Genomic DNA, 20,983 nt, shown 5'->3' with positions numbered 1-20,983 from the left:
AAAGCGAAGGATAACCTCCTTCGCTTTTTTCATTTTTAAAACGGTCTTTCTAATCCTGCTGCAGTATGGGCTCCTAAAATAATTAAGCGAGTTAATTGCATTGCCATGAAATGCGGGGTATAAATCATGCCTCTTTTTAACCATGACATAATCATTCCGATATGAGCCCCTGTAACATAACTAATAAGAATGTCACGAGGAACCATGAGTTCTTCATCATCAGGTTGTGAAATAGATAAGCTTAATGTTAAATGTGTTTGGACTGTTTTCATCATTTTATAAGAGTAGTTTCCAGCGGCTTTATCACCAAGCATAACGTTATAGAAGTTCACATTTTCTGCTATATGTTCAAACAAAGCTAAAAATGTTGGATGCGGTGAATCAAAAGTGAGCTGAAAATCTTCTTTATTTCGATTTTGTGGTTTAATTATTTCAGCTAATTTTTCTAACATTTCTTCTATGCTTTTGTCTAATAAATCATATTTATCATGGTAATGGCTATAAAATGTAGCGCGATTTACAGGAGCACGTTCCGCGATATGTTGCACAGTTACATTTTCGAAGCCCTTTTCGCCTACTAAAGCGACAAAAGCATCCTGTATGAGTTGTCTCGTTCGTTTTACACGTGGATCATTTGTATTTTTAATAGACATTTTTACTTCACCTCGTTTAATTTTTTGAATTTAAACAACACATGTATAGTGTAATGTTGTTTAAACAACATATAGGTTTAAATTGTTGGTTGTAGATTCGGGATAATTATTTATAATTATAAACGATAGTCCTTTAGAAATCAGCACCGCTAGGATGCAGACAAAACATAGTTTGCATCGTAAAAGGTGTGCTTTTTTTGTTTAAAGGTTAATATAATTAACAATTAAACAACATAAACACTAAGGGTGTAAATAGTTTAGAAAAAAATTATATGCGATATAAGGAGAGGAATGCAATGAATCAGTTTCGAAGAATGGTAATTATCAACATTATCACATTAATTGTATTAGTTGGCGGCGGTATTGGCGGTTATTACTATTACAATCAATCGGAAAACTATTTAAAAACAGAAAATGCAAAGATTGATGGGAAAGTAATCCCAATTGCATCACCAGTAGCAGGTAAATTAACAGACTGGAAAGCTGAAGTAGGAAAAAACTACAATGAGAACGATAAATTAGGTGCGGTTACTGTAGCAGGAGCAAATGGTGAGCAAACAGTAGATGTAACAATTCCACAAAATGCAACAGTTGTACAATCAAACGCAACAACTAATGCGTTCGTTGGAGCAGGAAGCCCAATTGCTTACGCATTTGATATGAACAATTTATGGGTAACAGCAAATATTGAAGAAACAAATATTGATGATGTTCAAAAAGGCCAAACAGTAGATGTGTATGTAGATGCATACCCAGATACAACGTTAACAGGAAAAGTAGAACAAGTTGGATTAACAACGGCGAATACATTCTCGATGTTACCATCAAGTAACTCAACAGCGAATTATACGAAAGTAAAGCAAGTTGTACCAGTTAAAATTTCTTTAGATCATAGTAAATCAGTAAATATTGTTCCTGGAATGAATGTGTCAGTTCGTATTCATAAGTAAGGGGGAGATGAGATGTCCTCAATTGCAATTGTAGGATATGCACTATTTTGTATAATCGTCTTCTTCCTTATAAATCGTCTTTTACGAAAGAAAAAAACGAATGTGGGAGAAGAACAAGTCCCAGCCGTAAGTAAGATAGAAGTAAGTCAAGCAGAAACAGTAGAGAAAGAACTTGAACAAAAACAAGAAACAGAAGCTTCTAATGTAGTGGAATTAGAAACAGGGAAGCAAGAGCAAGTAAAACAGGAAAAAGAAATGCTGAAGAGACAATTGCCGGTAGAGAATGTGAATGTAAAAGCAGTTGTAGCTGTATTAATTCTCGGTATGTTCGTTTCTATTTTAAACCAAACGATCATTAATGTTGCACTGCCTCCATTAATGAACGAATTTAACGTATCAACTTCAACAGCACAATGGCTAATTACAGGCTTCATGCTTGTAAACGGAATTTTAGTACCAATCAGTGCATTTTTAGTTTCACGGTTTACGTATCGTAAATTATTCATAGCAGCAATGTTATTCTTCACTGTAGGATCTATCATTTGTGCTACATCAGGAAACTTCACAATGATGATGACGGGCCGCGTTATTCAAGCGGTTGGTGCAGGTATTTTAATGCCAGTTGGTATGAATATCTTCATGACATTATTCCCGCCTAATAAACGCGGAGCAGCTATGGGACTACTTGGGGTAGCGATGATTTTAGCACCAGCTATCGGACCAACTGTAACAGGTTGGGTAATTGAAAACTATAGCTGGAACTTAATGTTCTATGGGATGTTTGTTATCGGTTTAATTATTACGTTCTTATCTTTAAAATTCTTTACACTAGCTCAGCCAGTGTCTAAAACAAAGTTAGATGTATTCGGTGTTATTAGTTCAAGTATTGGACTAGGTAGCTTACTGTACGGATTTAGTGAAGCTGGAAATAATGGCTGGACTAGTGCAGAAGTTGTTATAACACTTATCATCGGTGTCATTGGTTTAGCTGTATTTATTTGGAGAGAGTTAACAACAGACAATAAAATGCTTGATTTACAAGTGTTTAAATATCCGACGTTCACTTTCACATTAGTAATTAACGCGATTGTAACGATGGCCTTATTCGGAGGTATGTTATTACTTCCAGTATACTTGCAAAACATTCGCGGTTTTACACCGATGGAATCTGGTTTATTATTACTTCCAGGATCATTAATTATGGGGATCATGGGACCAGTTGCAGGTAAACTATTTGATAAGTATGGTATTCGTCCGTTAGCAATTGTCGGATTAGCCATTACAACATTTGCGACATATAAATTTACAACGTTATCGATGGATACACCGTATAGCGTTATTATGACGGATTATATTATACGCTCAATTGGTATGTCATTCATTATGATGCCAATTATGACAGCTGGTATGAATGCACTGCCGATGAAATTAATTTCTCACGGTACAGCAACGCAAAATACGTCAAGACAAGTAGCTGGTTCAATTGGAACAGCGATATTAATCACGCTTATGACGCAACAAACTACTGCTCACGTAGCGGATTATGGCAATATGTTAACAACGTCAAACCCGATTTTAGTTGATAAAGTACACGGTATGGGCCAAAGCTTAGCGGCATTAGCCGGATCAGCTCAAGCAGGAGATGCGATGAGTACACAACTATTATTCGGACAAATTTCAAAGCTATCTGCAATTAACGGTATTAACGATGCCTTCTTAATTGCGACAATACTCGCAGGTATTGCTTGGGTGTTATCGTTCTTCTTACCATCAGGCAATAAACCAAATAGAAAAGCAGGGAATTAATTTCCCTGCTTTTTTGTCTTTTTAAAGAGTGAGATATAAAAAATGATAACCAGCTACGGAGCACAGCCCTGTTATAAACAAAATTGTTCCCATAGCACGAATGCTGGATATTTGTCTTCCGCTTATAATAGCTAATAGTCCAGCTAAAGAGAAGAAACACCAATATAAAGTTCCTGAAATTGGAACCATCCCCTCTAAATCTATTCCAAAACCTATACAAATGATAGGAACAAAGATAAGCGATATGCTAATCAAACCAGCTATAATAGTAAGTGATTTACGATATTTAATGCCAGCAATAATTAAAAAAATGCCAACGATGAATTGGCATAACATCAAAGTAAGAGCCAAAACCATCCAAGTTAATATTCCAAACACTTCTGTATTACCTCCGATAAAATATTATATATAGAATGAATCCCCTACAGACATAAGTACCCAGAAAATAACCCCTAATATGCCAGCGATAAAAATAATGAATCCCATATTACGTATACTTTTAATCTTTGCCTGTAATCCATTTAATCCTGCCAATAATCCAGTTAAAGAAAACAGTATCCAATATAAAGTAGTTGAAATAGGGAGGATCGTATCGCTATTCACCCCCATGCCCCAAAAAACAAAAGGTAGTGTGACAAAAGATAGGATAAGTAGCCCCATTAAACCCACAAATAATTTAAGATGTTTAATGCTAGTAATAATTAAAAAAATACCACCGGAAAATCCGCATAAAACAAGAAGTGGCATATAAAAAATCCAAAGTAAGCTCGACATAAATAATCTCCTTCTATGGTGATGAGCTATATTTTACTACATGAGGTTTATTTTGGATGTTATTAATAAATATGTATAAATTGATAGAAATGAGAAGTGATGATACGAATTAATAAAAGAGGTATCGCGATGACACCTCTTTCTAATTCAAGAATGCTAACATATTATTCATAATATGAAATAACATAGCTGGAATAATGGATTTTGTTTTTTCACATAAAATAGCCATTAATAATCCCATGAAGAAAGTAATTACCATTACTCCAAGTGAGTATGTATGAGCGATACCGAAGAAGAAGCTTGTTATGATGGCTACAATCCAAAATGGAAAGCGCTCTGAGAAGAAGCGAAGTATAAAGCCACGGAAAATAAGTTCTTCAAAAATTGGTGTGAGTATAGCGAAGCCGAGAAGTAATAATATTTGATACTGCTTAAAAACGTCTAAGTTTAGTGCGGAAGATTGCTGCTTCGTTGCGTCTTGGAACACATAATTTAACAAGATGTAATTGAGTATAATGTTTATAGCGAAGAAAAGAAGTAAGTATACGTATGTACGCCATTCTTTAAGTACTTTAAAGTTAAAAGATTTTAGTAGTAATTTTTTTGCGGGTTCGAATTTGAAAATGAAGAATAACAACACGGCTAGTTGTAATACGATACTTGCAGTATTTGCAATAGATTCATACAGAGCAATTTGTTTTTTATCTGTAAGACCGGCTGTATAAATTGTTAAGGGCATTGCGAGGAACACAGTAATAAGTCCGGTTCCGAAAAAAGCGAATAAAACGGAGCTAATAAATTGTCCCCATGACATAGAGTATTTCTGCTCATTAGAAAGTTGTGTAACGGGTTGCATTTGTAAAATCACCTCTTTATATTTGTATATTTAATTATAAAGTATTTTGCTTTTGAGTGTAACATTTAAATATTACATACAAAGGTGTATTTTTCGCAAAATAATAAAAGAGGTATCACCCTATAGTGATGCCTCTTTCTCATTGATAACTATGTTCTGCCTTGTCATTCAATTTCTTTTGCTCTATTTGTAATTCACGCTCTACCAATCGGTCTAATTGCTGAATAGCTTTAAGTGCTTTTTCGTAAGAAATCGTTCTATAATGGTGCGCTCCGCCCGGTTCTTCATCTGCTTCGTCTGCCCATTTAATAATGTTTTGAAGAGATGTTCTTTCAATTTCTTGCTGTACTAAGAAAGAATCTGTATGAAGAAGAATCGCAATAGAAATTTCTTTTGCTAGTTTAGGATGTTCTCCTAATCTAATAAGCAATTTATGAGATCTTTCTGCTCCTTTAATCGCATGTATATCATTCTTTTTATACAAGTCATAGTCCCATTCGCCGCCTGTGTACCACGTATGATGTCCGATATCATGAAGGAAGCCAGCCTTTGTCGCAGCATCGACTGAGGCGTGATGCTTTTTGGCTAAGTGAAACGCATGGTAAGCGACAGCAATCGCGTGGACCATTCCAGAACGGTTTACATATTTTTGCGTAATGTGATGTTTAAAAATTTGTTCAAGCGTAATACGGTGCATAAAACATTCACTCCTTTTATCCAATGATGTATATGAAGAAAATCGATCGGTTTAAATGTATTTTGAACATTGTACTCCATCAATCAGCGTTAGTAAAGTAGAAATGTTTAGGAGAAGAAAAATTTTATAGACATAAAAGGTCACCTTAGTTTTTTTTCTAAGGTGACCTTTTATTGCTTATTTTTTTAATCCTTGCTCCAGTGTTCCTAACATCTCGTGTTTTTCATTTTCATCAGCATTTTTCCAAATGACTTCGAATAAAACGCCAAGACCTGGAAGCATTTTTTCTTCACCGCTTTGAATTGCATCGACAATCGTTTCTTGTAATTGATCTTGTGAATTTCCAGATACATTCGCTAATACCGCGCCGCGTAAATTAAAACTCATTATCTTCACCTCTTCTTCAGAATTGAAACTGACGTTAGTTTTTGTTCTTTTTTATGTAAATATGTATGAAAAATAGGCTATAATGATAAGACAAGAAGAGAGGGAAATACATATTATGAAAAACATTGATTCAGTACAAAACCCGCGTGTGAAGCAGTGGAAAAAGCTGCAGACGAAAAAAGAGCGCGATAACAAAGCTTTATTTTTTGTAGAAGGATTCCATTTAGTAGAGGAAGCGTTAAAAGCAGGAGTTGTAACAGAACTTATCGTTTCAGATCAGACAGATCTTCCGAAAGATTGGACAGTTAATGATGTTGAAATGTATATTGTGCCTGAAGCAATTGTAAAAGTACTTCGCGAAACAGAAACAACGCAAGGTGTATTTGCTGTTTGTGAGAAACATGAGAAAGAAGTAGCTCTTACTGATGGGAAATTTCTTTTATTAGACGGCCTTCAAGACCCAGGTAATTTGGGAACGATTATTCGTACAGCGGATGCAGCGGGTATTCATGCCGTTGTGCTTGGAGAAGGGTGCGTTGATGTTTATAATAGTAAAGTACTACGATCTACACAAGGTTCTATTTTCCACCTACCGGTTGTGAAAGGGAACTTAGAAGAATGGGTAGACAAGTTAAAAGAAAATAACGTCCCTGTATATGGAACAGCTCTTGAAAATGGAGTTCCATTTGGTGAAGTAACCCCGGCTGGAAGTTTTGCATTAATTGTAGGGAATGAAGGAAGCGGCGTACGCCAAGAAATTCTTGCGAAAAGTGATCAAAACTTGTATATTCCGATTTACGGCGGGGCAGAATCATTAAATGTTGCGGTTGCAGCAGGGATTTTAACGTATTATTTACAAAGCCCAGTTGCGAATCGATAAAAAACTTCTTATAATAAGTTGAAGTGCATGTTCATAAAAAAGTGGTGAAATGAGTATCGAACTTTTTTGAACATATAATAAAAGTATATTAATGAAAAACGTTGATAGAGAAGAGTAGCTTACAAAATCGCCATATAGGGAGAGAGTGCCGTAGACTGAAAGCATTCTTATGGTAGATGGAAGTGAATTCACCTCTGGAGTTGGCGCCAGGACCATTTATATGTAAAGGCGTTCCGGTCAGAATTGATCGTTATAACTAATGAGTGGGCAGACTTGTTCTGTCAATTTAGGGTGGTACCGCGAATTTACCTCGTCCCTTTTTGGGAGCGGGGTTTTTTTATTTTTAAAATTAGGAGGGTTCCAAATGGAAGCACGTTTAAAAGAGCTAAAGCAAAAAGCGTTAGAGCTTATTGAAGAAGCGAAAGAGCTAAAGGGCTTAAACGACGTACGCGTAGCGTATTTAGGAAAAAAAGGTCCAATTACAGAAGTATTACGCGGCATGGGAAAATTATCAGCAGAAGAGCGTCCACGTATGGGAGCATTAGTAAATGAAGTACGTGAAGCGATTCAAACGCGTCTAGAAGACAAAATTGGCAACTTAGAAAAAGCAGTAATTGAGGCGAAATTAGCTACTGAAACAATTGATGTTACACTGCCAGGTCGTCCTGTTGAAACAGGTTGTCACCATCCGTTAACAGCAGTTGTTGAACAAATTGAAGATGTATTCATCGGTATGGGTTATGAAGTAGCTGAAGGAACAGAAGTAGAAAAAGACTACTACAACTTCGAAGCATTAAACTTACCGAAAGATCACCCAGCGCGTGATATGCAAGATACATTCTACATTACAGAAGAAACGTTACTACGTACACATACATCTTCTGTGCAAGCACGTACGATGGAAAAGAATAAAGAAAAAGGACCGATTAAAATTATTTGTCCTGGTAAAGTGTATCGCCGCGATGACGATGATGCGACGCATTCACACCAATTCATGCAAATTGAAGGTCTTGTAATTGATAAAAACATTCGCATGAGTGACTTAAAAGGTACACTGCAAGTATTCGTGAAAAAGATGTTCGGTGAAGATCGTGAAATCCGTCTTCGTCCAAGTTTCTTCCCATTCACAGAGCCGTCTGTAGAGATGGATATTTCTTGTATGATGTGTCACGGTAAAGGATGTGGCACTTGTAAAGGGACTGGCTGGATCGAAATTTTAGGAGCAGGTATGGTTCACCCGAACGTACTTGAAATGGCTGGTTATGATTCAAAAGAATATCAAGGTTTCGCATTCGGTATGGGCGCAGAGCGTATTGCAATGTTGAAATACGGCGTAGATGACATTCGTCATTTCTATACAAATGATGTACGTTTCTTACAACAATTCAAACGAGCGTAAGGGAAGGAGAGGATAAATATGTTCGTATCATATCGTTGGTTACAAGAGTATGTAGATATTAAAGATGTAACAGCACAAGAACTAGCAGACAAAATCACGAAAAGTGGTATTGAAGTAGAAGGCGTTGAAGTATTAAATAAAGGTGTAAAAGGTGTTGTAGTTGGTCACGTATTAGAATGTGAAAAACACCCAGAAGCTGATAAATTAAGCAAATGCTTAATCGATATCGGTGAAGAAGAACCGGTTCAAATTATTTGTGGAGCTGCTAACATTGCAAAAGGTTTAAAAGTACCAGTTGCAAAAGTAGGCGCTGTACTTCCTGGTAACTTCAAAATTAAAAAAGCAAAACTACGCGGTGAAGCTTCTCACGGTATGGTTTGCGCTCTTCAAGAGCTTGGCATTGATGGGAAGTTAGTTTCAAAAGAATACGCAGATGGTATTTTCATTTTCCCAAGTGACGCTGAAGTTGGTGCAGATGCACTTGAAATTTTAAACTTACACGATGAAGTACTTGAGCTTGGTTTAACACCAAACCGTGCAGATTGCTTAAATATGTTAGGTGTTGCATATGAAGTAGCTGCTATTTACGGCCGTGAAGTGAAACTTCCAGCTATCGACTTACAAGAAACAGCAGAAAAAACTTCTGACTACATTTCTGTAAGTGTAGAAGCGAAAGAAGAAAACCCATTATACATTGCAAAAATGGTGAAGAACGTAAAGATTGGTCCATCACCAATGTGGATGCAAACTCGTCTTATGGCAGCTGGCATTCGTCCAATTAGTAATGTAGTTGATATTACAAACTACATTTTAATGGAATACGGTCAACCGTTACATGCATTCGATTACGATAAATTAGGTTCAAAAGAAATCGTTGTTCGTCTTGCAAAAGAAGGCGAAAAGATTCAAACATTAGACGCTCAAGAACGTACGTTACAAAGCCACCACCTTGTTATTACAAACGGTGAAAAAGCGTTAGCTGTTGCTGGTGTAATGGGCGGAGCGGATTCTGAAGTTGATAGCGAGACAGTAAACGTTCTAATTGAGTCTGCATACTTTGCAGGTCAAACCGTGCGCCGTACATCAAAAGACTTAGGTCTTCGTAGCGAATCAAGTGCACGTTTTGAAAAAGGAATCGACCCAACACGTACATTTGAAGCAATTCAACATGCAGCTGCTTTAATGGCAAAATACGCTGGTGGAGAAGCACTTGAAGGTGTAGTAGAAGCTGATAACTTACAAGTACAAGAACGTACAGTATCTGTTACAGCTGAAAAAGTAAACCGTGTATTAGGTACAGATATTTCTGCGAGTGAAATGGGTACAATGTTCACAAACTTAAAATTCCCATTCACAGAAGTAGAAGGAACATTCCATGTAAATGTACCAGCACGTCGTCCTGACATTACAATTTCAGAAGACTTAGTAGAAGAAGTAGGTCGTCTGTATGGTTATGATCACATTCCAGTTACATTACCATCTGGAACAATGACACGTGGTAAATTAACATCAGCACAAACGAAACGTCGTAAAGTACGCCGCTTCCTAGAAGGTGCTGGTTTATATGAAGCAATCACATATTCATTAACAAGCGCTGACAAAGCGAAACAATATATGGTTGAGCCGAACGAAAAAGCTCCTGTAAATCTTGCGCTTTCAATGAGCGAAGAGCGTAGCCAACTTCGTTTAAGCTTAGTGCCACAATTGTTAGAAGCAGTTTCATACAATGTTGCACGTAAAAACGACAGCGTTGCATTATATGAAGTAGGTTCTATCTTCTTACCAACAGAAGCAGGAGAACTTCCGAAAGAAGAACAACATCTTGCAGGTGTTATGACAGGTCTTGCTCTTCACCATGCATGGCAAGGTGAGAAGAAAGTTGTAGACTTCTTCGTTGTTAAAGGTGTATTAGAAGGATTATTCGACGTACTTGGCGTGGCAAATCAAATCACTTATGCACCAGCAAAACGTGAAGGTATGCACCCAGGCCGTACAGCTGACATCGTATTAGATGGTGAAGCAATCGGATTCATCGGTCAATTGCACCCGGAAACAGAAAAACAATTAGATGTGAAAAATACATTCGTATTCGAATTATCTCTTGCAAAAGTATTCGGTGCAGACGCTGAGGAAACTTACTACTTAGCAATTCCACGTTTCCCATCTATGACACGTGATATGGCTGTTGTAGTAACAACAGAAACAAAAGCTGGTGAAATGAAGCAAGTCATTGCTGAAGCTGGCGGAGAACTTCTGAAAGACGTAGCACTATTCGACTTATACGAAGGCGAAAAAATGGAAGAAGGCAAGAAATCACTTGCATTCTCTATGAACTACTTCGATGCAGAACGTACATTAACAGACGAAGAAGTAACAGAAGCACATAACCGTGTATTAACAGCGGTAGAAGAGAAATTTGGTGCGGAGTTACGTAAGTAATAAAAAATTGCCGGATTAAGTCCGGTAATTTTTTTTATGGCATGATTGTCGGAAAATGTCGGTAAGTCGATATATTATAAAAATCGCTGATATATTTGGAGTTACGGTCGATATATTGCGAAAATCGCTGATATATTTTCTGGCATCTTGCATCTTTCTCTCGAATGTAGTACATTAATTTTAGTTTAACAAAACGAAAGACGATGATAAGGAAAAGTAGTATATACTATAATCCAAAGCGAGTCAGGGACGGTGAGAGCCTGATGAGGCGGTATATGTGAAGAACACCTTGGAGTTGCTAACCGAAATTGAAACTTGTATTCAAGAGTAGACTTAGACGGGAATCCGGCCTGTTACAAACCGGGAAGTATGTATTACATACGAGTTAAAGTTGGTCTTTATGACAAATTGGGTGGTACCGCGAAGTTTAACCTTTCGTCCCTTTATGGATGAAAGGTTTTTTTGTATTTAAATATATCAGCAAAGGAGAATTTCACTATGGAAAACACATTAGTAAAAAGTCTGTATAGAGATACAGAAAAGTATGCAGATCAAACAGTACAAGTATCAGGGTGGATTCGTAACTTACGTGATTCAAAAGCATTTGGTTTCATCGAATTAAACGATGGTAGCTTCTTCAAAGGCGTTCAAATCGTTTTCGATACAGAATTAGAGAACTTCAAAGAAATTGCAAAACTTCCACTTAGCTCTTCAGTTAAAGTAGAAGGTAAAGTGATTGCAACACCTGGAGCGAAGCAACCATTTGAAATTAAAGCAGAAAAAATTGATATTGAGGGCTTATCAGACTCTGATTACCCACTTCAAAAGAAGCGTCATACGTTTGAATACTTACGTACAATCGCTCACTTACGTCCAAGAACAAATGCATTCTCAGCAACATTCCGCGTGCGTTCTATCGCAGCATTTGCAATTCACCAATTCTTCCAAGAGCGTGGATTTGTACATGTTCACACACCGATTATCACTGGTAGTGATACAGAAGGTGCAGGCGAAATGTTCCGCGTAACAACGCAAGATTTAAACAACGTACCAAAAGGTGAAGACGGACAAGTTGATGAATCAAAAGACTTCTTCGGTAAAGAAACAAACTTAACAGTAAGTGGACAGCTGAACGCTGAAGCTTATGCATTAGCATTCCGTGATGTTTATACATTCGGACCTACATTCCGTGCAGAAAACTCAAACACAACTCGCCACGCAGCTGAGTTCTGGATGGTTGAGCCTGAGATTGCATTTGCGGAGTTAGGCGATGTAATGGATCTTACAGAAGATATGCTGAAATATGCAATGAAATACGTACTAGAACATGCACCAGAAGAAATGGACTTCTTCAACAGCTTCGTTGATAAAACAGTTCTAGAGCGCATGAACAACGTAATTAACTCTGACTTCGGTCGCATCACTTATACAGAAGCAATTAAAGTACTTCAAGAATCAGGTGCTGAATTCAAATACCCAGTAGAATGGGGTATTGACTTACAAACAGAGCACGAAAGATACTTATCAGAAGAAATCTTCAAACGCCCTGTATTCGTAACTGACTATCCGAAAGACATTAAAGCATTCTACATGCGTATGAACGAAGATGGTAAAACAGTAGCAGCTACTGACCTTCTAGTTCCTGGCATCGGTGAATTAATCGGCGGAAGTCAACGTGAGGAAAGAATGGACGTTTTAGTAGACAGAATTAAAGAATTAGGTATGAACGAAGAGGACTACTGGTGGTACTTAGAACTTAGAAAATACGGCGGTACAAAACACGCTGGATTCGGCCTAGGTTTCGAGCGCTTCCTAATGTACATCACTGGCATGGCTAACATCCGTGACGTAATTCCATTCCCAAGAACTCCAGGTTCTTCTGAGTTCTAAAATATGAAAAAAGCGAGAGGGTTTCCTCTCGCTTTTTATTTTGAATAGTTTATTACCTCGTAGCAAAAAGTAACGCGAAGGGGTGAATATAAATGAGTAAAAAAGTGAAAAAAAATCATTCAAGATCAAGCCTAGGTTCTCCTGAAGTAGAAGGACAAGGAACGACGACACATGAAACAGGTTCTCATAAAGTATCTTCATCAATTAAGAAGCAGAAACGAAGCTAACATAAAAAAGGAGAGTCTTGGCGGCTCTCCTTTTTTTATGTATTATATCTTATTATCATTAATCTCTTTTGTAATTTTATCTATATCTTTGTCTAATCGATCTAAATAGAAAAACCATATTAAGCTTATGAGCACGTAATAGATGGCCATCACACAAAGACTATCAGATATATTTTCAAATGTGGATTTAGTAGTGAAAAAAGCTCCCCAAATGGTAGAAATAGTGAGGAAAGAAAGCGGGCCTACGAGGTGTACAAAAATATATAATATCTTTTTAACTTTAACAGAGTTCATATGAATTACCTCCTTATTTAAACAATCCTCTTTTTCTAATCATAAATTCAAGTTCCTCACAGAAGTGTTGCAGCTTTACTGGATTATGTATTAACAAGCGGGCATCGTGTTTCCCGATAAATCTTCGAATCCGAAAGTTTAATAAGAAAGATCGGCCATAGCGCTCTATTAAATCGTTGAACACTGGTTGTTCACTTAGTAGCTGAATGTTTTCTCTAATTTCGAACTGTCTTTCGTGTGGATCACCTAGTAAAATATTTAGAATCATTTGTGGAAGTAGCAATAGGAACTCATATGTTTGAAAAATATGTATATTTTAATTATAACAAAAATAAACAGGCGATAGTAGAGTGGACTAAAGCGAAACAAAAAACAGGAGTTTGTAGGCTCCTGTTTTTGTCGATACTATTTTAATAAGCGAAACGCCTTCTCTGTATTAGCGAAATGCACTTTCACAAATTCAGGTAGTCTTTCTTTACCGACTTTTTGAATTAATTTAGCAGCGGCAATATCAACTTGTTTACCAGCACCTTTCGGAAGTTGCATACCAGCTTTTTTACTTAGTTCGTCAAATTGTTTTACGAATGAGTAACGAGCTAAAATGGAAGCGGCGGCTACTGCTAAGTGGACACTTTCACCTTTTGTAGCGAAGTAAACATTTTCACGCTGTACCTGTTTTTGTTTCGCTAAATATTTATAGTATGTATCAGGCTGTGTAAATTGGTCGATTAAGATGCCTTCTGGTTTTGTAGGCGCGATTTTTGCCAATAAGTTTGTGATGGCTTTGTTATGCAGTAAAGCTTTTAGTTTACCTTGGTTGTTTCCTTTATCAAATAGCTCGTTATATTTTTCATTATGAAGAACGAGGGAGCTGTAAGGAACAACGTGAAGGAGTTGTTTGGCAATCTCAGCAATTTGAGCATCATTTAAGTTTTTGGAGTCTTTTACACCGAGTTCTTTTAAAAGTGGAATTTGCTTCGCATCCACATATACAGCAACAACTGTCATCGGTCCGAAGTAATCACCAGTACCTACTTCATCGGACCCTAAAATCGACATTGTACCAATAGAAGAAGGTGGTGCATATTGATGCGAATTGACCGGTTTTTTTACGGCGGATTTTGGTGTTTGAGAGACATTTTGCCAACGAGAAGCCTCTGCTTCAGCACGTCCACCTTGAAACATCACTTTCCCTGATTTATAAGCTGTAATTGTGCAAGATGGAACCTTTGCCATAAAGATACCGCCTTGCGGAGTTTTGGGGCTAAGTGCTTGTTTGTATTGTTGTTTCATGTCTTCAATTACTGTAGAACTTGTTTGTATTACGATAGAATTTGACAAAATGGTCGCTCCTTTTTTATGTTGTTATTTTTATCATATTGGATTGTTCTTTCTGTTTCCATATTATGATGGTTCATGGTATGATAAACTTTAGGATTCTGTACGTGATTGGAGGCCGGTGAGTTGTCACAACAAAAGGGAAATAAAAGTCGAATTAATGTAGAAATATATGGCCAACAGTATTCAGTTGTTGGCGATGAAAGTACAAGTCATATCCGCATGGTAGCAGCGATTGTGGATGATAAAATGCGCGAACTCAATGCCAAGAATCCTTCGCTTGATACGAGTAGACTAGCGGTATTGACGGCGGTAAACGTCATACACGATTACATAAAATTAAAAGAAGAACATGAGAAGTTGAAAGAAAGTATGACACAAAAAGGAATGGAATAAACATGATTGATATTATTATCATTTTATTGCTTGTTATGGGATTTTTCCTCGGTTTACGCAGAGGATTTATTTTGCAACTTGTAAAGTTAACAAGCTTTATTATCGCATACCTCGTTGCATACTGGTACTGTAAAGATTTAGCGCCAACGCTTGCGAAATTTATTCCGTATCCATTCGATAAGAATGTATCTGTTCCAGAATGGATAGATGCGAATAATATTGAGGGTGTCTTCTATCAAGCAATTGCGTTTATTGTATTATTTATTATTACAAAAATCGCACTTTCACTACTTGGTAATTTACTGAATATGTTTGCAGAAATCCCAGTTTTAAAGCAAGTCAATGCGGTTGCTGGGGCACTTCTTGGCTTTTTAGAAGTGTATATCATTCTGTTTGTCTTAATTATTGTTGGAACAATTCTTCCAATTGAACAAATACAAACACCATTACAAAAATCATCAATTAGCAAAATAATTGTAGACGATACACCGATTCTTTCTGAAAAGGTGAAGGAACTATGGCAGACAGGTAGCAGAGTGTAACTTCTCTTTTTTCGGAAAGAGAAGTTTTTTTCTATGAAAGAAAGGCGGGGCAATGATGAAAGTGAATAAAAAACAAGTTATCAAATTACTAGAGACAATCGGCCTATTTATGGAACTAAAGGGCGCGAATCCATTTAAAATATCTGCATTCCGTAAAGCGGCGGCAGCACTAGAAAGTGATGACCGTAGTCTTTCTGAAATTGAAGATTTCACAAAGATTCCAGGTATCGGAAAAGGAACAGCAGCAGTTATTCAAGAATATATAGAATCGGGAACATCTGAAGTACTACAAGAACTTGAAAAAGAAGTACCAAGCAGTTTATTACCACTATTAAAACTACCAGGCCTTGGTGGTAAGAAGGTGGCCAAGTTATACAAAGAACTTGGTGTTGTTGATATGGAAACGTTAAAAGCTGTTTGTGAAGAAAATAAAGTACAAGCTTTAGCTGGATTCGGTAAGAAAACAGAAGAGAAAATATTAGAAGCAATTGATCAAGTAGGCTCTCGTCCAGAGCGTTTACCAATTGCGATGGTATTGCCTATTGCCGGGGAAATAGAGGAGAAATTGTCGAATGTTGCTGAAATAATTCGTTTCTCACGCGCTGGTAGTTTACGCCGTGTTCGTGAGACAGTGAAGGACTTAGATTTCATCATTGCAACGACAGAGCCAGCAGTAGTGCGTGAACATTTACTACAATTTGATAATATGATTGAAGTGATTGCAAGTGGAGATACGAAAGTATCTGTTCGTCTTCAATATGAATATGATATTTCAATTGACTTCCGCTTAGTAAAACCAGAAGAATTTATTACAACTCTTCACCATTTCACAGGATCAAAAGACCATAACGTAAAAATGCGCCAAATTGCGAAAGATAGAGGCGAGAAAATTAGTGAATACGGTGTGGAAATCTTAGAGACAGGTGAAGTGAAAACATTCGAAACAGAAGAAGCATTCTTCGCCCACTTTGGCCTTCCATTCATCCCACCAGAAGTGCGTGAAGATGGAAAAGAAATTGAATTAATTAAAGAGTATCCCAACTTAATTCAGTTCTCTGATATACAGGGTGATTTACATATGCATACAACGTGGAGTGACGGTGCTTTTTCAATTGAAGAAATGGTGCAAGCGTGCCGCGCTCGTGGATATAAATTTATGGCAATTACTGATCACTCGCAATACTTGAAAGTAGCAAACGGTTTAACGAAAGAGCGTCTTCGTGAACAAGCGAAAGAAATTGAACGTATGAATGAAAAGTATCCAGACATTACAATTTTGCGCGGGATTGAAATGGACATTTTACCAGATGCGACACTTGATTTTGACGATGAAGTATTAGCAGAACTAGATTATGTCATTGGAGCTATTCACTCAAGCTTCTCACAAGACCGTGAAACGATTATGAAGCGTCTTCGCACTGCACTTGAGAATAAGCATGTCACAATGATTGCCCATCCGACAGGACGTCTTCTTGGGCGCCGTGAGGGTTACGATGTAGATACAGATTTATTAATCCAGCTCGCAAAAGAAACAAATACAGTTTTAGAATTAAATGCAAATCCAAACCGTCTAGATTTAAGCGCGAAATTATTAAAACAAGCACAAGATGCTGGTGTAAAAGTAGCGATTAATACGGATGCCCATACACTTGAAATGTTAGAAGATATGGAAACAGGTGTAGCAGCAGCGCGTAAAGGTTGGATTCAAAAAGATAACGTGATTAACACATGGGATATTGAACGTTTATTAGACTATATTAAACGTAATAAGTAATACAGGGGGGACCTGCAACATGTTAGAACGAACGTTGCGTGTATTAGAATACAATAAAGTAAAAGAACAATTACTTGAACATACAGCATCTTCACTTGGTCGTGATAAAGTGAAGAATTTAGTGCCAAGCACAGATTTTGAAGAAATTGTGGAATTGCAAGAAACAACGGATGAGGCAGCGAAAGTCATCCGCTTAAAAGGACATGTACCACTTGGAGGGATTTCTGATATTCGTTCAAATATTAAGCGTGCGAAAATTGGAAGTATGTTAAGTCCTCATGAATTAATTGAAATCGCAAGTACGATGTACGGTAGTCGCCAAATGAAACGTTTCATTGACGATATGATTGACAACGGTGTTGAGCTTCCAATTTTAGAAACACATGTCGCGCAAATTGTGTCTTTATATGATTTAGAAAAGAAGATTACAAATTGTATTGGTGACGGCGGTGAAGTAGTCGATAGCGCAAGTGACAAATTGCGTGGTATTCGTAATCAAATTCGTACTGCGGAAAGCCGTATTCGTGAGAAATTAGAAAACATGACGCGTTCTTCAAACGCGCAAAAAATGTTATCAGATGCAATTGTAACGATTCGTAACGAACGCTACGTAATCCCGGTAAAACAAGAATACCGCGGCGTATATGGTGGTATTGTTCACGATCAATCTGCTTCTGGACAAACATTATTTATCGAACCGCAAGTAATCGTGGAATTAAATAACGCACTTCAAGAAGCACGTGTGAAAGAAAAACAAGAAGTAGAACGCATTTTAATGATGTTAACGGAAGAAGTAGCAGTGGAAGCTGATATTGTTTTATCAAACGTAGAAGTAGTTGCAAATCTTGATTTTATTTTTGCGAAAGCTCTTTATGCGAAGCGAATTAAAGCGACGAAGCCAATCGTAAATAATGAACGCTACATGGATTTAAAACAAGCACGCCATCCGCTTATTGATCCGGAAATTATCGTGCCAAATAACATTATGCTTGGTAAAGACTTTACAACAATCGTTATTACAGGACCGAATACAGGTGGTAAAACAGTTACACTTAAAACAGTCGGTATTTGTGTCTTAATGGCGCAATCTGGTCTTCATATCCCAGTAATGGATGAATCAGAGATATGTGTATTTAAAAACATCTTTGCTGATATCGGTGATGAGCAATCGATTGAACAAAATTTAAGTACATTCTCTTCTCATATGGTAAACATTGTAGATATTTTAGAAAAAGCTGATTTTGAAAGTTTAGTCCTATTTGATGAATTAGGTGCTGGGACAGATCCGCAAGAAGGGGCTGCACTAGCGATTTCTATTTTAGATGAAGTATGTAACCGTGGTGCTCGCGTTGTTGCAACGACGCATTACCCAGAATTAAAAGCATATGGATACAATCGTGAGCAAGTTATTAATGCGAGCGTTGAGTTCGATGTGAATACATTAAGCCCAACGTACAAATTATTAATCGGTGTACCAGGACGTAGTAACGCCTTTGAAATTTCGAAGCGTCTTGGTTTGTCTGATCGAGTTATTGATCGCGCTCGTAACCATATTAGTACAGATACGAACAAAATCGAAAATATGATTGCAAAGCTAGAAGAAAGCCAAAAAAATGCAGAGCGCGAACGAAAAGAAGCGGAAGAGCATCGTAAGCAATCTGAAAAACTTCATCGTGAATTACAACGTCAAATTATTGAATTTAACGATGAGCGCGATGAAAAATTATTAAAAGCGCAAAAAGAAGGGGAAGAAAAAGTCGAAGCTGCAAAGCAAGAAGCAGAAGGCATTATTCAAGAACTTCGTCAATTGCGTAAAGCACAGCTTATAAACGTGAAAGACCATGAGCTTATTGAAGCGAAGAGCCGCCTAGAAGGGGCAGCGCCAGAGCTTGTGAAGAAACAAAAAGTAAACGTGAAAAACACAGCGCCGAAACAACAATTACGATCAGGTGATGAAGTAAAAGTGTTAACGTTCGGTCAAAAAGGTCAATTGCTTGAAAAAGTAAGTGATACAGAGTGGAGCGTACAAATTGGTATTCTGAAGATGAAAGTGAAAGAATCCAATATGGAATACATTAATACACCGAAGCAAACTGAGAAAAAAGCAGTCGCCAGTGTGAAGGGTAGAGATTATCACGTGTCGTTAGAGCTAGACCTTCGCGGCGAACGTTATGAAGATGCAATGATGCGCGTTGAAAAATATTTAGACGATGCACAGCTTGCAAGCTATCCTCGTGTATCAATTATTCACGGTAAAGGAACAGGAGCGCTTCGCCAAGGTGTACAAGATTACTTGAAGAAACATCGCGGCGTGAAAACCTACCGCTACGGTGACATGGGCGAGGGAGGCCTAGGCGTAACAGTTGTCGAATTAAAATAGCAAACAACCAAACAAAAGGGGAAACCATTATATGTTTATGGACAAACTTGCAAAAGTATTGTTAGCTTGTTGCGGAATATTTTTGGTAATTGGGGTTATTTATTTAGTTGTTTTTGCGAAGTGAAGGAGCGTCAATCTTGGCATAATGATATTGCCATGGATTGACGCTTTTAATCTATAAGAAAAGGAATAAAACATGAAAATCAACCAATACATAAGCGAAGCAAAATCCTGCTCAAGACGTGAAACAGACCGTCTCATTAAAGCAGGACGTGCCTGTATTAACGGTGAAGTATGTACGCACGGTGCACTCGTTAATGAAGGTGATATTGTAACGATTGATGGGCAAGTTATTGCAAAAGAAGAGAAAGAAAAGGTATATATTTCCTTCCATAAACCAGTCGGAATTACTTGTACAGCAGCCGAAAATATTGAAGGAAACATTATTGATTATATCGATTATCCAGAACGAATCTTTCCTGTTGGACGATTAGATAGAGCGTCGGAAGGACTCATCTTATTAACGAATGACGGTGCGATTGCGAATCAAATTTTGCACGGTGATCATGAGCATGAGAAAGAATATGTTGTCACTGTTGATAAGCCGTTTACAGATTGGTTTATTGATGAGATGTCTGGTGGAGTGAAAATTAAAGATGGAATGACGAAGCCGTGTAAAGTAACGAGAGTCGATCAATCTACATTTCGCATCGTTTTAACGCAAGGAATGAACAGGCAAATTCGTAGAATGAGTCGTGCTTTCGGATTTACTGTAACAAAGCTAAAGCGAGTGCGCATTATGAATATAGAGCTAAATGAGCTTGAAGCTGGAAAATGGCGAGACATTACACCTAAGGAATTAGAAATATTAATAAGGCAGTTATAGGGAGGAAAGTTTTCTCCCTATATTTTTTTGTCAGAAAAAATAAAACTATTGATTTTTTAAAAAATAGCCCATATAATAAAAAACAACAAGTTTCGACAACATATTTTATAAAAGTAATGATGAGGACATGAGTTGTTTTTGACGATTTTCAGAGAGGGAAGCCTTAGGCTGTGAGCTTCCTAATACGGAAAGACAAACTTACCACCTCTAAACTTCAAGAGTGAACTGCAGATGCATTGTAATTCTTGGCGGATAAAACCGTTATCAATTTACACGAGCTATAAAATGAGCTTATTTCGTTATAAATTCATTTTATTAGAATAAGGGTGGAACCACGATTTCAACACTCGTCCCTTTGTTAGGGACGGGTGTTTTTTGCGTTCTTTTACGGGGAAGTATGCTTGAAAGAGGATAT

21 protein-coding genes and 3 other annotated features are annotated in these 20,983 nt (G+C 37.3%); of the genes, 12 read left to right on the top strand and 9 right to left on the bottom strand.

All coding sequences use genetic code 11. The features are described from left to right. Positions 1-35: 35 nt before the first annotated feature. Positions 36-653 carry a TetR/AcrR family transcriptional regulator gene (locus ABH960_RS05880; protein WP_404443547.1) on the bottom strand — a complete coding sequence of 206 codons (618 nt, stop codon included), beginning with the start codon at positions 651-653 and terminating at the stop codon, positions 36-38. A 296-nt stretch (positions 654-949) separates the two neighbouring features. On the opposite strand from ABH960_RS05880, the gene ABH960_RS05875 reads away from it, so the two are divergent. Both ABH960_RS05875 and ABH960_RS05870 read left to right on the top strand, forming a co-directional pair. Continuing rightward, positions 950-1,603, top strand: a complete 654-nt coding sequence (locus tag ABH960_RS05875; protein ID WP_002088916.1) for an HlyD family secretion protein — start codon at positions 950-952, stop codon at positions 1,601-1,603. A 12-nt stretch (positions 1,604-1,615) separates the two neighbouring features. Continuing rightward, positions 1,616-3,409, top strand: a complete 1,794-nt coding sequence (locus ABH960_RS05870) for a DHA2 family efflux MFS transporter permease subunit (protein ID WP_002088915.1) — start codon at positions 1,616-1,618, stop codon at positions 3,407-3,409. A 21-nt stretch (positions 3,410-3,430) separates the two neighbouring features. On the opposite strand, the gene ABH960_RS05865 is transcribed toward ABH960_RS05870, so the two are convergent. From ABH960_RS05865 to sspI, 5 genes are all read right to left on the bottom strand, one after another. Next, positions 3,431-3,787, bottom strand: a complete 357-nt coding sequence (locus ABH960_RS05865; RefSeq protein WP_016092408.1) for a hypothetical protein — start codon at positions 3,785-3,787, stop codon at positions 3,431-3,433. A 24-nt stretch (positions 3,788-3,811) separates the two neighbouring features. Next, on the bottom strand, positions 3,812-4,183 hold the full coding sequence (locus ABH960_RS05860; protein WP_404443542.1) for a DNA-binding protein: 372 nt from the start codon (positions 4,181-4,183) through the stop codon (positions 3,812-3,814). A 142-nt stretch (positions 4,184-4,325) separates the two neighbouring features. After that, the gene (locus tag ABH960_RS05855; protein WP_404443539.1) at positions 4,326-5,039 is read right to left on the bottom strand and encodes a CPBP family intramembrane glutamic endopeptidase; all 714 of its coding nucleotides are present in this window, start codon (positions 5,037-5,039) and stop codon (positions 4,326-4,328) included. Between the two features lie 139 nt (positions 5,040-5,178). Then, positions 5,179-5,736, bottom strand: coding sequence for an HD domain-containing protein (locus ABH960_RS05850; RefSeq protein ID WP_002129339.1), 558 nt, complete (start codon positions 5,734-5,736; stop codon positions 5,179-5,181). A gap of 177 nt (positions 5,737-5,913) precedes the next feature. After that, positions 5,914-6,123: a small acid-soluble spore protein SspI gene (gene sspI / locus ABH960_RS05845; RefSeq protein WP_000009511.1), complete on the bottom strand. Its 210-nt coding sequence runs from the start codon at positions 6,121-6,123 to the stop codon at positions 5,914-5,916. Between the two features lie 82 nt (positions 6,124-6,205). On the opposite strand from sspI, the gene ABH960_RS05840 reads away from it, so the two are divergent. The 5 genes from ABH960_RS05840 (at position 6,206) to ABH960_RS05820 (ending at position 12,958) form a co-directional block, all read left to right on the top strand. After that, positions 6,206-7,003, top strand: a complete 798-nt coding sequence (locus ABH960_RS05840) for a TrmH family RNA methyltransferase (RefSeq protein WP_002015458.1) — start codon at positions 6,206-6,208, stop codon at positions 7,001-7,003. Positions 7,004-7,095: 92 nt separating this feature from the next. Next, positions 7,096-7,324: a binding site (T-box leader), on the top strand. A 43-nt stretch (positions 7,325-7,367) separates the two neighbouring features. Continuing rightward, positions 7,368-8,402, top strand: coding sequence for a phenylalanine--tRNA ligase subunit alpha (pheS, locus tag ABH960_RS05835; RefSeq protein ID WP_002015457.1), 1,035 nt, complete (start codon positions 7,368-7,370; stop codon positions 8,400-8,402). Between the two features lie 18 nt (positions 8,403-8,420). After that, complete coding sequence (gene pheT / locus ABH960_RS05830; protein ID WP_404443533.1) at positions 8,421-10,841, top strand: phenylalanine--tRNA ligase subunit beta; 2,421 nt, start codon at positions 8,421-8,423, stop codon at positions 10,839-10,841. 194 nt (positions 10,842-11,035) lie between these two features. Continuing rightward, positions 11,036-11,287: a binding site (T-box leader), on the top strand. Between the two features lie 52 nt (positions 11,288-11,339). Further along, positions 11,340-12,731: an asparagine--tRNA ligase gene (gene asnS, locus ABH960_RS05825; RefSeq protein WP_002015453.1), complete on the top strand. Its 1,392-nt coding sequence runs from the start codon at positions 11,340-11,342 to the stop codon at positions 12,729-12,731. 92 nt (positions 12,732-12,823) lie between these two features. Continuing rightward, positions 12,824-12,958: a YuzL family protein gene (locus ABH960_RS05820; protein WP_404443530.1), complete on the top strand. Its 135-nt coding sequence runs from the start codon at positions 12,824-12,826 to the stop codon at positions 12,956-12,958. A 42-nt stretch (positions 12,959-13,000) separates the two neighbouring features. Here the strand turns inward: ABH960_RS05820 and ABH960_RS05815 are convergent, their stop codons facing one another. The 3 genes from ABH960_RS05815 to rnhC all read right to left on the bottom strand — a co-directional run bounded on the left by ABH960_RS05815 (position 13,001) and on the right by rnhC (position 14,593). Beyond that, on the bottom strand, positions 13,001-13,252 hold the full coding sequence (locus ABH960_RS05815; protein WP_404443527.1) for a hypothetical protein: 252 nt from the start codon (positions 13,250-13,252) through the stop codon (positions 13,001-13,003). Positions 13,253-13,265: 13 nt separating this feature from the next. Next, positions 13,266-13,535: a hypothetical protein gene (locus tag ABH960_RS05810; RefSeq protein WP_404443524.1), complete on the bottom strand. Its 270-nt coding sequence runs from the start codon at positions 13,533-13,535 to the stop codon at positions 13,266-13,268. 122 nt (positions 13,536-13,657) lie between these two features. Continuing rightward, entirely contained in the window at positions 13,658-14,593 is a 936-nt protein-coding gene (rnhC, locus tag ABH960_RS05805) for a ribonuclease HIII (RefSeq protein ID WP_404443521.1), read from the bottom strand. A 123-nt stretch (positions 14,594-14,716) separates the two neighbouring features. Between rnhC and zapA the strand changes: the two genes are divergently transcribed. The 5 genes from zapA to ABH960_RS05780 all read left to right on the top strand — a co-directional run bounded on the left by zapA (position 14,717) and on the right by ABH960_RS05780 (position 20,568). Continuing rightward, complete coding sequence (gene zapA, locus ABH960_RS05800) at positions 14,717-14,986, top strand: cell division protein ZapA (RefSeq protein WP_002088902.1); 270 nt, start codon at positions 14,717-14,719, stop codon at positions 14,984-14,986. A 2-nt stretch (positions 14,987-14,988) separates the two neighbouring features. Then, positions 14,989-15,528, top strand: a complete 540-nt coding sequence (locus ABH960_RS05795; protein WP_002034246.1) for a CvpA family protein — start codon at positions 14,989-14,991, stop codon at positions 15,526-15,528. A 55-nt stretch (positions 15,529-15,583) separates the two neighbouring features. Then, complete coding sequence (polX, locus tag ABH960_RS05790; RefSeq protein WP_002088901.1) at positions 15,584-17,302, top strand: DNA polymerase/3'-5' exonuclease PolX; 1,719 nt, start codon at positions 15,584-15,586, stop codon at positions 17,300-17,302. Between the two features lie 19 nt (positions 17,303-17,321). Then, positions 17,322-19,682, top strand: coding sequence for an endonuclease MutS2 (locus tag ABH960_RS05785; RefSeq protein WP_002088900.1), 2,361 nt, complete (start codon positions 17,322-17,324; stop codon positions 19,680-19,682). A gap of 196 nt (positions 19,683-19,878) precedes the next feature. Then, the gene (locus ABH960_RS05780; RefSeq protein WP_404443516.1) at positions 19,879-20,568 is read left to right on the top strand and encodes a 23S rRNA pseudouridine(2604) synthase RluF; all 690 of its coding nucleotides are present in this window, start codon (positions 19,879-19,881) and stop codon (positions 20,566-20,568) included. Positions 20,569-20,675: 107 nt separating this feature from the next. Beyond that, positions 20,676-20,926: a binding site (T-box leader), on the top strand. Positions 20,927-20,983 lie beyond the last annotated feature (57 nt).

The sequence above is a fragment of the Bacillus sp. RC252 genome (assembly GCF_044909215.1).
Taxonomy (GTDB): domain Bacteria; phylum Bacillota; class Bacilli; order Bacillales; family Bacillaceae_G; genus Bacillus_A; species Bacillus_A mycoides.
Note: the sequence above shows the minus strand (reverse complement) of the source record. Positions and strands in the feature narration are given on the sequence as shown.

Coding starts and splice junctions, on each gene's coding strand:
- ABH960_RS05870 (WP_002088915.1), top strand. CDS start 1,616: ATGTCCTCAATTGCAATTGTAGGATATGCACTATTTTGTATAATCGTC.
- ABH960_RS05785 (WP_002088900.1), top strand. CDS start 17,322: ATGTTAGAACGAACGTTGCGTGTATTAGAATACAATAAAGTAAAAGAA.
- ABH960_RS05815 (WP_404443527.1), bottom strand. CDS start 13,252: ATGAACTCTGTTAAAGTTAAAAAGATATTATATATTTTTGTACACCTC.
- ABH960_RS05795 (WP_002034246.1), top strand. CDS start 14,989: ATGATTGATATTATTATCATTTTATTGCTTGTTATGGGATTTTTCCTC.
- ABH960_RS05820 (WP_404443530.1), top strand. CDS start 12,824: ATGAGTAAAAAAGTGAAAAAAAATCATTCAAGATCAAGCCTAGGTTCT.
- ABH960_RS05840 (WP_002015458.1), top strand. CDS start 6,206: ATGATAAGACAAGAAGAGAGGGAAATACATATTATGAAAAACATTGAT.
- asnS (WP_002015453.1), top strand. CDS start 11,340: ATGGAAAACACATTAGTAAAAAGTCTGTATAGAGATACAGAAAAGTAT.
- pheS (WP_002015457.1), top strand. CDS start 7,368: ATGGAAGCACGTTTAAAAGAGCTAAAGCAAAAAGCGTTAGAGCTTATT.
- ABH960_RS05860 (WP_404443542.1), bottom strand. CDS start 4,183: ATGTCGAGCTTACTTTGGATTTTTTATATGCCACTTCTTGTTTTATGC.
- ABH960_RS05780 (WP_404443516.1), top strand. CDS start 19,879: ATGAAAATCAACCAATACATAAGCGAAGCAAAATCCTGCTCAAGACGT.
- ABH960_RS05880 (WP_404443547.1), bottom strand. CDS start 653: ATGTCTATTAAAAATACAAATGATCCACGTGTAAAACGAACGAGACAA.
- ABH960_RS05855 (WP_404443539.1), bottom strand. CDS start 5,039: ATGCAACCCGTTACACAACTTTCTAATGAGCAGAAATACTCTATGTCA.
- ABH960_RS05875 (WP_002088916.1), top strand. CDS start 950: ATGAATCAGTTTCGAAGAATGGTAATTATCAACATTATCACATTAATT.
- pheT (WP_404443533.1), top strand. CDS start 8,421: ATGTTCGTATCATATCGTTGGTTACAAGAGTATGTAGATATTAAAGAT.
- ABH960_RS05850 (WP_002129339.1), bottom strand. CDS start 5,736: ATGCACCGTATTACGCTTGAACAAATTTTTAAACATCACATTACGCAA.
- polX (WP_002088901.1), top strand. CDS start 15,584: ATGAAAGTGAATAAAAAACAAGTTATCAAATTACTAGAGACAATCGGC.
- sspI (WP_000009511.1), bottom strand. CDS start 6,123: ATGAGTTTTAATTTACGCGGCGCGGTATTAGCGAATGTATCTGGAAAT.